A 17,322-nucleotide genomic window follows, 5' to 3' on the forward strand; every position below is an offset into this window, starting at 1 on the left:
CGGTCGCAGGAAGAGCATCTCGGCGTTGGCTCGCGTCCTGACGATCTTGCCGAGAGCAAGTGACATCCGCGGAGGTGTATCTTGTGCCGGAGCCTCGTTCGGGCCGCAGCCACTAAAAAACCCGGCCTGTTGAGCCGGGTCTCCGATCGGTGCGTGTCTGCATTGCGGGTTATTCGCCCTTCTCGGCTTCCGCCTTGGCCACTGCCTCTTCGAACAGCGGCTTCAATTCACCGCGTTCGTACATCTCGATGGTGATGTCCGCGCCGCCGATCAGCTCGCCGTTGACGTAGACCTGCGGAAAGGTCGGCCAGTCCTGGTAGCTCGGCAGGGCCTGCATGATCTCAGGATCGGCCATGACGTTGACGTAGCCGAACGGTACGCCGCAGGCCTTCATCGCCTCGGCGGTGCGGCTGGAAAAGCCGCAGGTCGGGAACTGCGGGGTGCCCTTCATGAAGATCAGGATGGGGTTTTCCTTGACGAACTGGTCGATGCGCTCAAGAGCATCCATGGTGATGGTCTCCCGTTGAATTCGGTGTCTGGCAGGGCCTCGCGGATGACGAGCGCCCCAACTGGCTGTGATGGGTTATATGGGACCAAATTCGTACCGATTTGGCAAGGGTCGAGGGTGCCGGCAGGTGCTCGAACGCGGGGTAAGTCGGCCTGGAGGCCATCCCACAGCCCCCTGGGACCAGAGGGTGCGGCCGGGCAAGGTGCCAACAGCGGAGACGGGGAGATTCAGTCCTCGGACAGGCGCGCCTTGACCTGGTTTCGGCCGCCCTGCTTGGCGCGGTAGAGCGCACCGTCGGCGGCACTGATGATCTCCTGCGGGGTGAAGTGCTCGGGATATCCGGCCACCCCGGCACTGAACTGGCAGTGGATGGTGTCCCCGGCCTCGGTGGTCACGGCGCTCTCGGCGAACTGTTCGCGCAGGCGATCGATCAGCTCGGCGGCCGTGTCGATGTGGGTGGCGGGCAGGACGACCATGAATTCCTCGCCGCCGTAACGACCGACGCCATCGTACTTGCGCAGCCGGGTGTTGAGCAGGGTCGACAGCCGACGGATCACGCGGTCACCGCTGGGGTGGCCGTGGGTGTCGTTGATGTGCTTGAAGTTGTCGATGTCGATCATCGCCACCGACAAGGGCTGCTCCTGGCGGATGGCCCGCTCGAGTTCGCTGTCGACCATGGCGGTGATGGCCCGGTGGTTGAGCAGGCCGGTGAGCGAGTCGGTACGTCGTTCGGCGAGTGCCTGCCGGTAGCGTTGGGCACGGTAGCGCACCATGCGGATCAGGTCGGCTCCGGCGATGGACTTGTCGAGGAAGTCGTCGCCACCCTTGAGCTTGGCTTCGAGCCGGTGCTGGTCCCGCTCCTCGGTGGACATGAACAGGATCGGCACGTCCGTGAGCTGCGGGTGCTCGCGAAAGATGCGGGCCAGGTCCATGCCATCCATTTCGGGCATGTAGAGGTCGAGCAGAATGACATCGGGCTGTTCGACGATGGCGGTCTGGTAGGCGGCCTGGGGGCGGGTTTCGAACAGCAGGCGGACATTGGCCTGCGCGAACTGCTTGCGCCAGTACATCCCGGTGGTGGCCATGTCGTCGACCAGCAGCACGGAAATCTGCTCGTCGTCGCATTCGTAGGCGCGGGCCCCGGTAAGCAGGGTATTCAGGCGGGCGGAGTCGATCGGGTAGGTGATGACGTGATCGATACCCGTGCGCACGGCGGCGGCACGGATGGCGAAGTCGTCGCGCCGGCTGACCATCAACGACTGGGCGCAGGCGGGCATGCGCCTCTTCAATGTGGCCAGCTGGCCGAGTTCCGCCTCGTGGTCGGCTTCGTCGTTCGCGAGATAGATCAGCAGGCCGGTGTGCTCCAGCAGGGCCGGATCCGGTGCGTCAAGGTCGATCGGGTGTATGCCGAAGCCGTTGCGTTGCAGCGAGTCCTTGACGAGATCGGGCAGGGCGCCGCCACCGGTGTAAAGCGCGATGGCTTCGGGGGTGTCGTCCCGAGCCTTCTCCAGGTGCTGGACAAGACGGTCGAAGTAAAGAATCAGGCGGTTCAGTCGCGAGAGGTCGGCCGAGCCCCGGGTGTGTTCTTGAGCGATTTCCTGGTCGATGCGATTTAGCGCCCCGAGCAACACGCGCAGCTTTTCATGGCGAGCGACTCGAATCAGGCTGCGCACCTGGTTCTGCAGGTCGGCCAGCCGGTTCGCGCGTCTCGCGGTTGTGTCGTCGATGGTCGCGCGCAGAGAGGCGGCGGCCATGGGCCAGTCCTGGGGAGTCGTCTGCCAGTCCAGCAGGTCGATCGGCCCGGGCGCGGTCAGGGCATCGTCGGTCATGGGTCTCGATCCATTGAGTCAATTCAGCAAGTCCTGATATCGACTCTAACGCAATCCGGCGCTGCTCGGTATGGTCGAAATTCGATTGCCGATAAGCCCCCTGTCACCCGCGGTCGGCCCGCCGTTTCCCCATGGCGTCGGGGGGCATGGTCACAGCCCCTGTTCCTGTAGCCACAGCTCGAACACGGCCAGGTGCCAGATCTTCGCGCCCTGCAGGCGGGTGAAGTGGCGGTCGGGTTCGGCGAGCAGCTTCTCCACGTAGGCCGGTTCGAACAGCCCGCGGGCCCGCGCGGTCTCGGAGGTGAGGATCTCGCGCATGAACTCGAGGAACGGGCCGCGGACGAACTTCAACGCCGGCACCGGGAAGTAGCCCTTGGGCCGGTCGATCACCGCGTCCGGGATGCGCCCGCGGGCGATGGCCTTGAGGATGCCCTTGCCGCCCTGGGCGAGCTTGTGTTCGGCCGGCACGCGCATGGCCGCCTCGACCAGCCCCGTGTCGAGGAATGGCACGCGCGCCTCCAGCCCCCAGGCCATGGTCATGTTGTCGACCCGCTTGACCGGATCGTCGACGATCAGGGTGCTGGCATCGAAGCCCAGCACCCGGTTGGCGAACGACCCGCCACCGTGGCCTGCCAGTCCCTTCTTCACCAGTTCGCTGGTGGCATCGGGGCCGCGGAAACGCTCGGTGACCATCGCCATCAACTCCTCGTGGCTGCGGTCGAAGTAGTAGGGGGCGAAGCGCTCGAGGTCCGAGCCTTCTGCGTCGCGCATCGTCGGGTACCAGAAGTAGCCGCCGAAGACCTCGTCGGCGCCCTGGCCGGAGAGCACCACCTTGACCTCGCGGGCCACCTGCTCGGAGAGGAGATAGAACGCCACGGCGTCCTGGCCGAACATCGGCTCGTTCATCTCGCGCACCGCCTCGGGCAGGCGGGTGAGCACCTGCTCGTTGGGCACGTGGAAGCGGAAGTGCTCGGTCCGGTAGCGCTCGGCGACCGGGTCGGCGTACTCGAATTCGCTGCCCTTTTCCTCGGGCTGGTCCTCGAAGCCGATGGTGAAGGTCTTCGGGCTCACCCCGGCCTCGTGGGCCAGGGCGACGATCAGCGAGGAGTCCAGCCCGCCGGAGAGCAGCACGCCCACCGGCACGTCGCTGATGGCCAGGCGCTTTCGCACGGCATCCAGAAGTCGCTCGTGGATCAGCTCCGGCCAGTCGTCGGCGGGGACATCGTGGTCCTCGGTGGTGTCGATGGCCCAGTAGCGCTGCAACGTCTGGTTGCCGTTGCGATCGACCCGCATCCAGTGGCCGGGAGGGAGCTTGTTCACGCCGCGAAAGATGGTGCGGGGTGCGGGCACCACGGCGTGCAGGGTGAACTGGTGGTGCAGGGCGGCGGGGTCGAAATCGGTATCGACGTTGCCGGCGGCCAGCAGAGCGGGGATGGACGAGGCGAAGCGGAACGGCCCCTCACCGACCGTGTGGTAAAGGGGCTTGATGCCCTGGCGGTCGCGGGCGAGGAAGAGCGAGCCGTCGTGCATGTCCCAGATGGCGAAGGCGAACATGCCGTCCAGCCGGGCCACGCAGTCGGCCCCCCATTCGCGGAAGGCGGTGAGGATGACTTCCGTGTCGCCGGTGGAGGCGAAGCGGTGCCCGAGTGCGGCCAGTTCCTCGCGCAGTTGCGGATGGTTGTAGATGGTGCCGTTGAAGACGATCGCCAGCCCGCGCTCGCGGTCGATCATCGGCTGGTGGCCGTGGAAGGACAGGTCCAGGATCGACAGCCGGCGATGGCCGAAGGCCAGCGGCCCGTCGGAGAAGCTGCCCTCGTGGTCCGGCCCGCGCCGCTCCAGCCGGCTCATCATCCGCCGCACCGCGGTCAGGTTGCCGTCACGCGCTCCGGTCTCCAGCCATCCGCAAATGCCACACATCGCTTCGCTCGCCTGTCTCTTGCTTGTAATCGGGGAAGGGGAGTCTAGCCTAACGGCCGGTGTTACAGGCCGATGATGCCGTACTCGGACAGGGTCGGTTCCCAGCGGCGCCAGTCGGGGTAGGCGCGGTCCATCACGCCGTAGAAGCGGGGGTTGTGGCCGCGCTCGACCAGGTGGGCCAGTTCGTGGACGATCACCAGATCGATGGCCTCCACCGGCAGGCGCACCAGTTCGAGGTTCAGCCAGATGCGTCGCGCCTGGATGTTGCAGGTGCCCCAGCGCGAGCGCATGCGCCGGATGCGGGTTTCGGGGCAGGCCAGCCCCATGTGATCGGCCCAGGCGGGCACACGCTGGTCGAGCAGGGCCTTGAACTGTCGGCGGCAATGCTCGCGCAGTAGCGCCCGAGCCTGCTCGACGCCGGTGCTGCGGATGTGGATGGTGTCGGACGCGCGGTGCAACTGCCCCCGCATGACGGTTTCGTCGTCTTCCCGGACAAGTGCGTGTTCCTCGCCGAACAGATGCAGTCGGTTCGGGAGTCGTCCCTCGACGATGACGGGAGGTCGGTCGGCCAGTCGGCGCCGCTGCGAATCGATCCAGTCGGCACGGCTGCTCACGAAGGCTCGCACGGCGCGATCGCTGATCCGTCGGGGCGCGTTGACGCGCAGGGCCCCGTCCGCCGGGTCGAGTCGCAGGTACAGGTGCCGGATGGATTTCCGCTGCAGCCGGATTTCGCCCAACGGGTGGTCGAGATGGCTGACCCCGGGCTGGGGGAAGCGTTTGGTGAGCAGGCGTTTCATCGTGCGGGGAATTCTACCCGAGCCCGGCACCGGGAACGGTCACCGACTACGCTGGTCCGACCTGCACACTTCGCCAAACCGACAGATCCCCCGATGCTAAAGACCCTGCAATCCCTCTTTCTGCCCGACGCGTCGGGTACACAGGCCACGCGGGAGACGCGCGTCGACGCGGCGGTGGCCATCCTGCTGATGGAGGTGGCCCGCGCCGACTTCGACGTGGCCGACGAGGAGCTCGACGTGATTCGCCGCACCCTGGTCGACGATTTCGCCATGACGGCCGACGACGCGGACGCGCTGGTCCGTCACGCGGCGGCCGAGGTCGACGATTCGACCGGCTTCTTCCCGTTCGTGCGCGTGCTCAACGAGCAGCTCGACCCGGAACGCAAGTGCCAGGTGGTCGAGACCCTGTGGCAGGTGGCCTACGCCGATGCCGGCAAGCATCACCTCGAGGAGTCGATCATCCGCCAGATCTCGGATCTGCTCTACGTGCCGCACAGCGAGTTCATCCGCGCGCGCATGCGGGCCGAGGAAGCGTCCGCCGACTGAGTCCCGTGCGGTTCTCGCCAATCCCGATCGCCGGACAAAAAAGCCCCGCGACCGATCGGTGCGGGGCTTGGCTGAACTCGAGATGTCGACGATCAGGTCTTGAACTGGTTGACCAGTGCCTGCAGCTGCGAGGCCAGTTGCGCCAGCTCCTGACTGGCGGTGGAGGTCTGCTGGCCGCCTTCGGCGGTCTGCGAGGCCGCCTCGTTGATGTTCGCGACGTTGCGGTTGATCTCCTCGGCCACCTGGCCCTGTTCCTCGGCCGCCGAGGCGATCTGGTGGTTCATGTCGGTGATCGTCTCGATCGCGCGGGTGATGGTCATCAGCGACTGGCCGGCTTCGCGGGCCTGCTCGGCGGTCTTGCGGGCGTGCTCCTGGCTGCTCTGCATGGCGCCGACCGCCTGCTTGGAACCGCCCTGGATGCTCTCGACCATCTCGCGGATCTCCTGCGTGGAGGCCTGGGTCTTGCTGGCCAGTGAGCGCACTTCCTCGGCGACTACCGCGAAACCGCGGCCGTGCTCTCCGGCACGGGCGGCCTCGATGGCGGCGTTCAACGCCAGGAGGTTGGTCTGCTCGGCGATCTCGCGGATTACGTCGACCACCGTGCTTATCTTCTCGCTGGCCGCCTCGAGATTGCCGATGATGCCACCGGCTGCCTCGATCTCGTCGGCCAGGGCGGCGACGTGGTCGATGGTCTCGTTGACCACGCGCTGACCGTCCTTGGCCTCCTCGTCGGCATTCTGGGCGGCATCGGCGGCGCCCGAGGCGTTCTGGGCGATGTCCTGGACCGTGGTGGTCATCTCGTTCATCGCGGTGGCGACCATCTCGGTCTCCTCTCGTTGCCGCTGCACGCCCTCGTTGGTGTCCGCGGTGATCTGAGAGAGCTCCTCGGCCGAGGCAGAGAGCTGGCCGGTGGAATTGGCCACCTCGTGAATCGACTCGCGCATCTTGCCGGCGAAGCGGTTGAACGCGGCCGACAGGTCGGCGATCTCGTCGCGGCCGCTCTCGTCGAGTTTCTGGGTCAGGTCGCCGTCACCCGCGGCGATGTCGTCCATCGCCCGGACGGTGCGACGCAGCGGCTGGGTAATGCTGCGGGTGATCAGAAAGCCGATGATGGCGGCAATGGCGATCGCAACCGCCATCACGGAGATCACCTTGTTGCGGGCGGCGGCCTGGCGCTCGACGTATTCGCTGCGGTCCATGCTCACCGCGAGCACGCCCACCGGCTCGCCGGAGAAATCGTCGATGGTGTCGGCATAGGTCACCGTGGGGGTCTCACCGAGCGCGTGTTCCCAGATCGTCGTCTCGCCCCGGGCCGCCAGGAGCTGCTCGCGATCGAGTGCGGACGGGTCGTCGAGGGTCGAGCCGAAGGTCTCGAAATTGCCCCCGTCGCTCTCCAGATACAGCCCGATGTCGACGCCGTTGCCATCCTTGAACTTGTCGAAGAACGACTGACCGAAGCTCATGCCGAACTCGACACTGCCCTGGTGCTCGCCCTGGTGGCTGATCGGGGCGATGCCGCGCATGCCGAGACCCGCGACACCCCGTTCGAGACCGCGAATGCGCTTTTGCTCGTTGTTGGTTGCCAGCACCGTATTCCGGAAACTGGAGAGGTCGTCACCATGCTTTGCCGGGTTGTGGACCCGGAAGAAGGAGGTGGCCGGCGGCAGGTGGAACTGGAACTGGCGGGCGCCGTAGTCATCGCGCATGGTGGCGAACATTGGCAGGGTCAGTTCGCGGATACGGTCACGATCCTGATCGGCCATGGCCTGTTCCACGTCAGGAATGCGTGAGACGGCCGTACTCAATGCTTCGGCCAGCCGACCCTCGGCGCGGATTTCGACCTGAGCGCTCTCGAACAGGCTCTTGAGCTCGCGTTGTTGCGCCTGCTTGATCGTGGCCGAGAACTCGGAAATCACCAGCGGGATGATCAGGGCCGCGATGAAAATGATGACCAGGGCGAAACCAAGGGCAAGTCGGGCACCGATGGTGAGATTCTTGAACAGGGCAGGCATGCGTGAACTCCGCTTCGTCTGGGTCGAGTTGCAGGTGATTTTGGATTCGTTTGATCGGCTGATCCGCCGGAACCTTTAACCACAATATTTCTATGGGGCAATAAGGTGCTGTTGGCACGACGAGGTTCGTAGCGGCGAAAGGCGGGCCGGATTGCCATCCGACCGGATGGTTCTGACCGGTCTTACTTGGTTTCCAGTTCCATCCATCGTTCGAGGATCGCCTCGAGTTCCCGTTCCAGTTCGGAAACCCGCGCGAGCGTGCTCTCGATCTTGGCGGGATCGCCCTGGTAGAAGGCCGGGTCGTTTATGGTGCTCTGCAGTTCGGCCTGCTGGGCCTCCAGTGCCTCGATACGGGCGGGCAGGGCGTCGAGTTCGCGCTGATCCTTGTAGGAGAGCTTCTTCGTCTTCTTCGGTTTCGGCGATGGTGACGAGCCCTTGCCGGCCGTCGACCGGGTCGTCTTCGGCGAGACGGGCGCGGTGGTCTTGGCTTCGTGGCGCTCCAGGTAGTCCTGATAGCCACCGAAGACCTCCTCGATCTCGCCGTCGCCCTTGAACACCAGCAGGCTGGTGACGACGTTGTCGAGAAACGCCCGGTCGTGGCTGACCAGCAGCAGGGTGCCGTCGTAGTCGGCCAGCGCCTGTTCGAGCACCTCGAGGGTCTCGAGATCGAGATCGTTGGTGGGCTCGTCGAGCACCAGCAGGTTGGCGGGCTTGGCGAACAGCTTGGCCAGCAGCAGGCGGTTGCGTTCCCCGCCGGAGAGCAGTTCCACCCGGGTGCGTGCCCGCTCGGGGGTGAACAGGAACTGCTGCAGGTAGCCGATGCCGTGGACGTTGGACTCGCCCACCTGCAGCCGGTCGCCACCGTCGCAGAGGTTCTCCAGCGCGGTCCAGTCGTCACGCAATTGCGCGCGGTGCTGGTCGAAGTAGGCCACCTCGAGCTGCGTGCCGCGCTTGATCTTGCCCGCCGTGGGCTCGATCTGGCCGAGCAGCAGCTTGATCAGGGTGGACTTGCCCGCACCGTTGGGGCCGACCAGCCCGACGCGGTCGCCGCGCAGGATCGTGGTGGATAGATCCCGGATGACGGTCTTGTCGCCGAAGGTGACATCGACGTGCTCGGTCTCGGCGATGATCTTTCCGGAAGTCTTGCCCGAGTCGGCCGAAAGCGCCACGCGGCCGGCCTTCTCGCGCCGGGCGGCGCGCTCGGCGCGCAGCTTCTCCAGGTTGCGTACCCGGCCCTCGTTCCTCGTCCGGCGGGCCTTGATGCCCTGGCGGATCCAGATCTCCTCCTGCGCGAGCGTCTTGTCGAAGCGGGCGTTCTCCTGCGCCTCGGCATTGGCGCGCTCCTCGACGCGGCGCAGGTAGTTGTCGTAGTCGCCCGGCCAGGTGGTCAGGTGGCCGCGGTCCAGCTCGATGATGCCGTTGGCCAGCCGCTTGAGGAACGCCCGGTCATGGGTGATGAAGACCACCGCGCCGTTGAAACGCTTGACCAGGTCTTCGAGCCACTCGATGCCGCTGATATCCAGGTGGTTGGTCGGCTCGTCGAGCAGCAGCAGCTCGGGCTCGAGCACCAGTGCCTGGCCGAGCAGCACGCGGCGGCGCTCGCCGCCCGACAGCCCGCGCACCGAGGCGTCGGGGTCGAGTCCCAGCCGGGTAACCACCTCGTCGATCTTCTGCCCGGCCATCCAGCCGTCTCGGGTTTCCAGTTCGTGCTGCAGGGTCGAGAGGCGGTCGAGCGCCGCGTCGTTGTCGGCGTTCTGTGCCAGCCGGTGGTATTCGGTCAGCACGTCGTGCAGGTCGCCCAGTCCCTCGGCGATCACGGAATACACCGAGTCGTCCGTGTCCAGGTGAGGATCCTGCGGCAGGTAGGCGACCCTGGCCCCCGGCTCGAGGCGGATCTGGCCGTCGTCGGCGCGCTGAATGCCGGCGAGCATCTTGAGGAAGGTGGACTTGCCCTCGCCGTTGCGGCCGATCAGCGCGAACTTGTCGCCGCGCTCCATGGTGAGGTTGACGTGGTCGAGGAGCTTGCGGTCGCCGATGGCGAATTGCAGGTTTTCTACGGTCAGAAGGGGCATGGGATCGAGGTGTCAGAAGGCAGGTGTGAAAGTTGAGAGCGGCACATTGTACGCGGATGCTTCGCTCCGACGCGGACGGATTATGCCCGTCAGCGGCGATCGCGGAAGAACTGGGTGAGCAGTTCGGCGGCCTCGGTCTCACAGGGACCGGTGTCGATGACAGGGCGGAAGTGGTGCCAGTCGGCGCGGTTGAGGTCGATGGCACTGCCGCAGGCGCCGGCGCGCGGGTCGGGGGCGGCGTAGACGATCCGGGCAATGCGCGCGTGCGAGGCGGCGGCCAGGCACATGGGGCAGGGTTCGAGTGTCACGTACAGGGTACAGTCGTCGAGGCGATAGTTGCCCAGCCGTTCTCCCGCCTCGCGCATGGCGAGAATCTCCGCGTGGGCGCTGGGGTCGTGCAGGGCCACGGGCCGGTTGTGGCCGCGCCCGATGATCGTGCCTTGGGCGTCGACCACGACCGCGCCGACAGGGACCTCGCCGGCCTCGATGGACAGCCGGGCGAGGGCGAGTGCCTCGGTCAGGAAATGGCGGTCACGGCCGATCGTGGCCGGGTCGGTACCGTCAGGTGATGGAGACGCCGGCTTCATTGAGGTGTGGCGGCAGCCGATGAGGGCGATGCGGGCCGGCTCAGCCGCCTGCCGTGCCACCGACGACCCCGCCACGCAGGGCCTGCCTGGCCGCGGCTTCGGCCATTTCCGGCGTGCCCGCCACGTCGCGGAACATCGACATCGAGCCGATCAGTGCGGAGGACTCGTAGGGGATGAAGATCCGCTCGCCTTCCTTGGCAATGTCCGGCAATTGCTTGATGTAGCTCTGGCCCAGCAGGTAGCCGACGACCGTCTGCTTGTTCTCGTCGGATTCGCCGAGTGCCTGGAGGACCAGCGTGATCGATTGCTGTTCGCCCTCGGCACGCAGGATGGCGGCCTGCTTGTCGCCCTCGGCGTTGAGGATGGCGGACTGCTTCTCGCCCTCGGCGATGGCGATCTGTGCCTCGCGCTCGCCGTTGGCTTCGGTGACGGTCGCACGGCGGCGGCGCTCGGCGGCCATCTGCAGGCGCATGGCCTCCTCGACTTCCTGCGGCATGGAGATGTCCTGGACCTCGACGCGGGATATCTTCACGCCCCACTTGGATGCCGGCTCTTCCATCGCCGCCTGGATGGCGTCGTTGACCTCGCCACGGGACTCGAACAGCTTGTCGAGTTCCATCTTGCCGACCACCGAGCGCAGGGTGGTCTTTGCCAGCACCTCGACGGCCTGGCTCATGTTCTCGATCTCGTAGATCGCGCGCTTGGGGTCGATGATCTGGTAGTACAGCGCCCCGTTGATGTTCACGGTCACGTTGTCGGTGGTGACCACCGGCTGGCCGGGGAAGTCCATGACCGTCTCGCGCCGGTCGATGCGTTTTTCGAACGACGCGATCGGCTGGAATTCCTTGCCGACCTTCTCGTAGCGGATCATCTGAATCGAACGCGGCTTGTCGAGAAACGGGATGATGACGTGAATGCCGCTTTCCAGCGTGCGGTGATAGCTGCCCAGGCGCTCGATCACCATCACCTCGGACTGCTGCACGATCAGCAGCCCCTTGATGACGATGAACAGGCCGAGGCCCAGGAGGATCAGGGCGATGACGAGCCCGGCGGAAATACCCATGTGACGATTCCTTTTGCGTGGTTCAGTCCGATGGCCGGACCAGGGCGATGGTGCCCTCGAAGCGGAGCAGTTGCACGTGCTGGCCGAAGTCAACCTGCCGATCCGACGGTCGTTCGTGCTCGTCGACCGGCTGGATTCGATACTGGTCGCCGTTGACGCGGATCGCCGGCAGCGAGGGGTCGAAGCGCATCGGTTCGACCGTGAAGGTCTTGCCCGCCTCGGAGCCCGCCCCCGTGGTGCCGTACTTCACGCCCCTGGGGCTGAACATCGGGCGAATCCGGTAGATGGCCAGGGGCACGAGAATGCCGCTGGCAATGCCCATCACCACCAACTGGACCACCAGACCCATGCCGGTCAGGGCGGAGAGCAGCGCGGTGATCAGCGCGGCGACCCCGAGCGCCAGCAGCACGAACGCGCCGGTAAGCAGTTCGGCGAGTGCCAGTACCAGCCCGATCACGGCCCAGGCCCAGGCGGGCGAGAATCCTTCCATCAGTGCTCTCCGTTGCGTGGTTGCGAGCCCGGCTGCCCCGGCTCGGCGAGGCTCATTCCCATTCGATGGTGCCGGGCGGCTTGCCGGTGACGTCGTAGACCACCCGCGAGATGCCGCGGACCTCGTTGACGATGCGCAGCGAGACCTTTTCCAGGAACTCGTAGGGCAGGCGGGCCCAGCGGGCGGTCATGAAGTCGATGGTCTCCACCGCGCGCAGCGCGACGACGTAGTCGTAGCGACGACCGTCGCCCATCACGCCGACCGAGCGCACCGGCAGGAACACGGCAAAGGCCTGCGAGACCTGGTCGTAGAGACCGGCCTCGCGCAGCTCGTGGATGAAGATGGCATCGGCGCGGCGCAGCAGTTCGGCGTACTCGTGCCTGACCTCGCCGAGAATGCGCACGCCCAGCCCCGGGCCGGGGAAGGGGTGGCGCATGATCATCTCGCTGGGCAGGCCGAGCTCGAGACCGATCTGGCGCACCTCGTCCTTGAACAGCTCGCGCAACGGCTCGACCAGGCCGAGCTTCATGTGCTCGGGCAGGCCGCCGACGTTGTGGTGCGACTTGATCACGTGCGCCTTGCCGGTCTTCGACCCGGCCGACTCGATCACGTCGGGGTAGATGGTTCCCTGCGCCAGCCACTGGGCGTTCTCGCGCTTGCCGGCCTGTTCGTCGAAGATGTCGATGAAGGTGTTGCCGATGATCTTGCGCTTTTTCTCCGGGTCCGGCTCGCCGGCCAGACGGGAGAGGAACTGCTCCTGGGCATCGACGCGGATCACGCGCACGCCCAGATGCTCGGCGAAGGTGCGCATCACCTGGTCGCCTTCGCCTTCGCGCAACAGGCCGTTGTCGACGAAGATGCAGGTGAGCTGATCGCCGATGGCGCGGTGGAGCAGGGCGGCGACCACCGAGGAATCCACCCCGCCGGACAGCCCGAGGATGACTTCCTCGTCGCCCACCTTTTCCTGCACCTGCTCGATCATCGTTTCGATGATGGCCTCCGAGCGCCACAGGCCCTGTGTGTCGCAGATGTCGCGGACGAAGCGGTGGATGATGCGCGCGCCCTGGCGTGTATGGGTGACCTCGGGGTGGAACTGCAGCCCGTAGAAATGCCGCGACTCGTCGGCCATGCCGGCGATCGGCGCGTTGTCCGACGAGGCCATCAGCTTGAACCCCTCGGGCAGCTCGACCACGTGGTCGCCGTGGCTCATCCAGACGTCGAGCAGGCCGAAGCCCTCTTCGGTGACCTCGTCCTCGATGTCCTTCAAGAGGGCCGTGTGGCCGCGGGCTCGTACCTTCGCAAAACCGAATTCCTGGTGGCTGGCATTCTCCACCTTGCCACCGAGCTGGGCGGCCATGGTCTGCATGCCGTAGCAGATGCCCAGGACCGGCACGTCCAGTGTGAAGACCATCTCCGGGGCGGCCGGGGCGTTCTGCGGGTCGATGACCGACTCCGGCCCGCCGGAGAGGATGATGCCGGTGGGGTTGAAGTTACGGACGAAGGCATTGTCGACATCCCAGGAATGGATCTCGCAGTACACGCGCGACTCACGCACGCGGCGGGCGATCAGCTGGGTGTATTGCGAGCCGAAGTCCAGGATCAGGATGCGCTCGGCGTGGATGTCGGGATGCGGGATGGTCGGTGAAACGGTCATCGTGTGGTCCGTGATTGTCAGCGTGGGGCCGATGCCCGTCCGGCATCGGCCCTGTAACGATTCGACCCGGCAGGCGAGGCCGGGTCGATGCAAAACGGGGCGCCCCGGCCGGGGCGCTGGATCGATCTATACCCGGTAGTTCGGGCTTTCCTTGGTAATCGACACGTTGTGGACGTGCGATTCGAGCATGCCCGCGTTGGTGATGCGCACGAACTGCGGCAGCTTGCGCATGGTCTCGATGTCCTTCGCGCCGACGTAACCCATCGAGGCGCGCAGCCCACCGATCATCTGGTGCACGATCGCCACCAGCGAGCCCTTGTAGGGTACGCGGCCCTCGATGCCTTCCGGGACGAGTTTCTCGGCAGCCGTGCCGCCCTGGAAGTAGCGGTCGGAGGAACCCTGCTGCATCGCGCCGAGCGAGCCCATGCCGCGGTAGGACTTGTACGAGCGGCCCTGGAACAGCTCGACCTCGCCGGGTGACTCTTCGGTGCCGGCCAGCATCGAGCCGACCATGACGCTGTGGGCGCCTGCGGCCATGGCCTTGGCGAAGTCGCCGGAGAATCGCACCCCGCCGTCGGCGATCAGCGGCACGTCCGTACCCTTGAGCGCCTCGGCGACGTTGGAGATGGCGGTGATCTGCGGCACGCCCACGCCTGCGACGATGCGGGTGGTGCAGATCGAGCCCGGGCCGATGCCCACCTTGACCGCGTCCGCGCCGGCCTCGGCCAGTTCGAGCGCGGCCTCGCCGGTGGCGATGTTGCCGCCGATCACGTCCACCTGTGGGTAGCGGCTCTTGACCCAGGCCACCCGGTCGATGACGCCCTTGCTGTGGCCGTGGGCGGTGTCGACCACGATCACGTCGACGCCGGCGGCGACCAGCGCCTCGATGCGCTCCTCGGTGTCACCGCCGGTCCCGACGGCCGCGCCGACGCGCAGTTGACCGGAGGCATCCTTGCAGGCGTTGGGGTAGTCGGTGGACTTCTGGATGTCCTTGACGGTGATCATGCCGCGCAGCTCGAAGGCATCGTTGACCACCAGCACCTTCTCGATGCGGTGCTTGTGCAGCAGGGCCTCGACCTCGCGGCGGTTGGCCCCTTCCTTGACGGTCACCAGCTGGTCCTCGCCCGTCATGATGTTGGCGACGGCCTGATCGAGGTTCTGCTCGAAGCGCAGGTCACGGCTGGTGACGATGCCGACGAGCTTGCCTTCGCTGACCACCGGTACACCGCTGATCGAGTGATCGCGGGTGATCTTGAGCACGTCGCGGATGCTGGTGTCCGGCGTGACGGTGATCGGGTCCTTGATGACGCCGGACTCGTGCTTCTTCACCCGGCGCACGTGTTCGGCCTGCTGGGCGGCCGACATGTTCTTGTGGATGATCCCCAGGCCCCCTTCCTGTGCGAGTGCGATGGCGAGGCGCGCCTCGGTTACCGTGTCCATCGCCGCGGAGATCAGCGGGATGTTGATGTCGATATTGCGTGTCAGGCGCGTGACGAGCGATACATCCCGCGGCAGTACCGAGGAGCGGGCCGGGATCAGCAGCACATCATCGAAGGTGAGACCTTCCTCGAGGATTCGCATGGTTGGGGGACTCTTGCGGATGGTAGAAAGTGTCGGCGCAATTATAGAGACCCGCGCGCGATGGGTAAATGTCCGGGTGGGTTGACCCCCGCGCAGGCGTCACCCTAATGCGGTTTTGGCCGCATAAGCAGGCTTGTTGGCCTTCCGAGTTTTATTGCGCTAAAGTCGGACTCGCTACAAGAGCAAACCACCTAGGAGGCAGTAAATAATGATTAAAACAGCACGTGTTGTTGCCGCAGCGGCGGGCTTTGCCCTGATCGGTTCGGTCGGCATGGCCAACGCCGCCAGCGAATCCGACTACGAAAAGGCGAAGAAAGAAGCCCAGGCCGCGGTCGAGGCCGTTCAGGAGAAGGGCTACGCCGCCTGGAGCCCGCACCCGAAGAAGCCCCTGTTCGGCGAAGCCGACAAGCTGGCAGAGAAGGGCGAGTACGACAAGGCCATCGAGAAGGCCGAGTACATCAAGGAACTCCAGGCACTGGCCGAGGAGCAGTGGGCTGAGCAGAAGGACGCCGGCCCGGCTTCCTGGTAAGGGGCTGATGGTCCCGGCCAGCCCGCTTGAGCTGGCCGGTCGCCAGACAAAACAGCCAGCCTATCGGGCCGCGGACAGTGTTCGCGGCCTTTTTCGTGCCCTCCCTTCGGGGGCCGTTCCGCTGTCCCCTCTACGTATCTCCTGCTTGATCACGGATCGTGCCCATGTCTTCTCTCACCGGATCGGCCGCCCTCTCGGTAACCCAGATCAACAAGCAGGCCGGCGATCTGCTCGGCCAGGTGTTCGGCGTGGTCGAGGTGGTCGGCGAGATCAGCGAACACAAGCGCGCGGCCTCCGGCCATCACTACTTCGCTCTGAAGGACGAGCGGTCCCAGCTGCGTTGCGCGTTCTTTCGCGGTAACGCGCAACGTAATGCCCATCCCTTGCGCGAGGGCGAGGAGGTGGTGGTGACCGGTCGCCTGGGCATCTATACCGAGCGCGGCGCCTACCAGCTGATCGTGCAGTCGATCGCGCCGGCCGGCGAGGGTCGGCTGGCGGCCGAATTCGAGCGACTCAAGCAGCGCCTGCTGGCCGAGGGGCTGTTCGCCCCCGAGCACAAGCGTCCCACGCCCCGGCTGCCGGGGCACATCGCGGTGATCTCCTCGGACACGGGAGCGGCAATCCATGACGTGCGGGTCACCCTCGCTCGGCGGCTGCCGCTGGCACGGGTGACGCTGTTTCCGGTCCGGGTACAAGGGGCGGAGTCGGCCGGCGAGCTGCGCCAGGCCGTCTCGCAGCTCACGGTGGACGATTTCGACGTGGCGCTCATCGTGCGCGGCGGTGGCTCTTTATCGGACCTCTGGTCCTTCAACGACGAGGCGCTGGTGCGTGCCCTGTACGACTGCCCGGTGCCGGTGATCAGCGGCGTGGGGCACGAGACGGACATCACGCTCTGTGACCTGGTGGCCGATCGCCGGGCGGCCACCCCGACCGGGGCGGCGGAACTTGCCACTCCGATCACGGCGAGTGACATGCGCCAGCAGGTCGTCCGACAGGCCGACCGGGCGCGGCGAGGCTGGGAGTCCCGCCTGCAGGCCGGATCCCAGCATCTCGACGGCCTGGCTCGTCGTCTGCAGCGTGCCGGGCCGGCCGAGCGCCTGCGACTCGGTCGGTTGAGACTCGCCGGGCTGAGCTCGCCGCTGCGCCACGGGATCGAGCGACGCATCGCCCTGGGTCGCGACGGTATGCACGGCCTGCGTCGGCGGCTCGAGGGCGGCCATCCCCGGCGACGGCTCGAGGCCCTCCGCGCGCAAGTGGCCGAACCGACCGCCCGGCTTCATCGTGCGATGAACGCGAAGCATCGGGCGGAGTCCGAGCGGATGGACGCGCTCTCGCGGCGGCTGCTGATCACTCGGGAGCGGCAGATGCCGCATTGGCGGGCCCGGCTGGATGCCGCGCGACTCGACCCGAAGAGCCTCGATCGCCGTCTGCGTGAGGAGCGGGCCCGCCTGGCCGCGCTGTGCCGGCAGCTCGAGGCGCTCGGGCCGCGCCAGGTACAGAAGCGGGGCTACGCCCTGGTCGAGAGGCGCGAGGGGGCGCCGGGGGTGCTGGTCAAGCGGGCCGAGGAGGTCGAGCGCCTGGGGCGGGCCGAGGGACGGCTGGCCCTGACCCTGCGTTTCGTCGACGGCGACGTGCCGGTGGACTGGACCCAGGCATCGATCGAATAGATGCGTCTCCGAGCAGGGACGGGATCTTGTCTTTTACCGCCGAACGGTGGGGTGCTTGGGGGCGAGCCGG

14 protein-coding genes are annotated in these 17,322 nt (G+C 66.4%); 3 read left to right on the plus strand and 11 right to left on the minus strand.

All coding sequences use genetic code 11. The annotated features are described in order from the left end of the window. Positions 1 to 169: 169 nt before the first annotated feature. The 4 genes from grxD to ACLFRM_RS04620 form a co-directional block, all read right to left on the minus strand. On the minus strand, positions 170 to 508 hold the full coding sequence (gene grxD / locus ACLFRM_RS04605; protein ID WP_410277810.1) for a Grx4 family monothiol glutaredoxin: 339 nt from the start codon (positions 506 to 508) through the stop codon (positions 170 to 172). Between the two features lie 227 nt (positions 509 to 735). Next, entirely contained in the window at positions 736 to 2,337 is a 1,602-nt protein-coding gene (locus tag ACLFRM_RS04610; RefSeq protein WP_410754545.1) for a diguanylate cyclase, read from the minus strand. A 150-nt stretch (positions 2,338 to 2,487) separates the two neighbouring features. After that, positions 2,488 to 4,254, minus strand: a complete 1,767-nt coding sequence (locus ACLFRM_RS04615; RefSeq protein WP_410754546.1) for an N-acetylglutaminylglutamine amidotransferase — start codon at positions 4,252 to 4,254, stop codon at positions 2,488 to 2,490. Between the two features lie 62 nt (positions 4,255 to 4,316). Then, on the minus strand, positions 4,317 to 5,051 hold the full coding sequence (locus ACLFRM_RS04620; protein ID WP_410754547.1) for a M48 family metallopeptidase: 735 nt from the start codon (positions 5,049 to 5,051) through the stop codon (positions 4,317 to 4,319). 93 nt (positions 5,052 to 5,144) lie between these two features. On the opposite strand from ACLFRM_RS04620, the gene ACLFRM_RS04625 reads away from it, so the two are divergent. Beyond that, positions 5,145 to 5,597 (plus strand): TerB family tellurite resistance protein, encoded by a 453-nt coding sequence (locus ACLFRM_RS04625; protein ID WP_410754548.1) that lies wholly within the window; start codon positions 5,145 to 5,147, stop codon positions 5,595 to 5,597. 92 nt (positions 5,598 to 5,689) lie between these two features. On the opposite strand, the gene ACLFRM_RS04630 is transcribed toward ACLFRM_RS04625, so the two are convergent. The 7 genes from ACLFRM_RS04630 to guaB form a co-directional block, all read right to left on the minus strand. Then, positions 5,690 to 7,609 carry a methyl-accepting chemotaxis protein gene (locus tag ACLFRM_RS04630; protein ID WP_410754549.1) on the minus strand — a complete coding sequence of 640 codons (1,920 nt, stop codon included), beginning with the start codon at positions 7,607 to 7,609 and terminating at the stop codon, positions 5,690 to 5,692. Between the two features lie 182 nt (positions 7,610 to 7,791). After that, positions 7,792 to 9,681 (minus strand): ATP-binding cassette domain-containing protein, encoded by a 1,890-nt coding sequence (locus tag ACLFRM_RS04635; protein ID WP_410754550.1) that lies wholly within the window; start codon positions 9,679 to 9,681, stop codon positions 7,792 to 7,794. An 89-nt stretch (positions 9,682 to 9,770) separates the two neighbouring features. Then, entirely contained in the window at positions 9,771 to 10,268 is a 498-nt protein-coding gene (gene tadA / locus ACLFRM_RS04640; protein ID WP_410754551.1) for a tRNA adenosine(34) deaminase TadA, read from the minus strand. A gap of 40 nt (positions 10,269 to 10,308) precedes the next feature. Then, positions 10,309 to 11,331 carry an SPFH domain-containing protein gene (locus ACLFRM_RS04645; RefSeq protein WP_410754552.1) on the minus strand — a complete coding sequence of 341 codons (1,023 nt, stop codon included), beginning with the start codon at positions 11,329 to 11,331 and terminating at the stop codon, positions 10,309 to 10,311. Positions 11,332 to 11,353: 22 nt separating this feature from the next. Next, positions 11,354 to 11,821: an NfeD family protein gene (locus tag ACLFRM_RS04650; protein ID WP_410754553.1), complete on the minus strand. Its 468-nt coding sequence runs from the start codon at positions 11,819 to 11,821 to the stop codon at positions 11,354 to 11,356. Positions 11,822 to 11,873: 52 nt separating this feature from the next. Continuing rightward, positions 11,874 to 13,475, minus strand: coding sequence for a glutamine-hydrolyzing GMP synthase (guaA, locus tag ACLFRM_RS04655; protein WP_410754554.1), 1,602 nt, complete (start codon positions 13,473 to 13,475; stop codon positions 11,874 to 11,876). A 126-nt stretch (positions 13,476 to 13,601) separates the two neighbouring features. After that, positions 13,602 to 15,056: an IMP dehydrogenase gene (gene guaB, locus ACLFRM_RS04660; protein ID WP_410754555.1), complete on the minus strand. Its 1,455-nt coding sequence runs from the start codon at positions 15,054 to 15,056 to the stop codon at positions 13,602 to 13,604. A 208-nt stretch (positions 15,057 to 15,264) separates the two neighbouring features. On the opposite strand from guaB, the gene ACLFRM_RS04665 reads away from it, so the two are divergent. Together ACLFRM_RS04665 and xseA are read left to right on the plus strand one after the other, a co-directional pair. Beyond that, a complete protein-coding gene (locus ACLFRM_RS04665) occupies positions 15,265 to 15,585 on the plus strand; it encodes a hypothetical protein (RefSeq protein WP_410754556.1) in 321 nt (106 codons plus the stop codon). Positions 15,586 to 15,749: 164 nt separating this feature from the next. After that, positions 15,750 to 17,252, plus strand: a complete 1,503-nt coding sequence (gene xseA / locus ACLFRM_RS04670; RefSeq protein ID WP_410754557.1) for an exodeoxyribonuclease VII large subunit — start codon at positions 15,750 to 15,752, stop codon at positions 17,250 to 17,252. Positions 17,253 to 17,322 lie beyond the last annotated feature (70 nt).

It is taken from the genome of Guyparkeria sp. (genome assembly GCF_046540515.1).
Taxonomy (GTDB): Bacteria; Pseudomonadota; Gammaproteobacteria; order Halothiobacillales; family Halothiobacillaceae; genus Guyparkeria.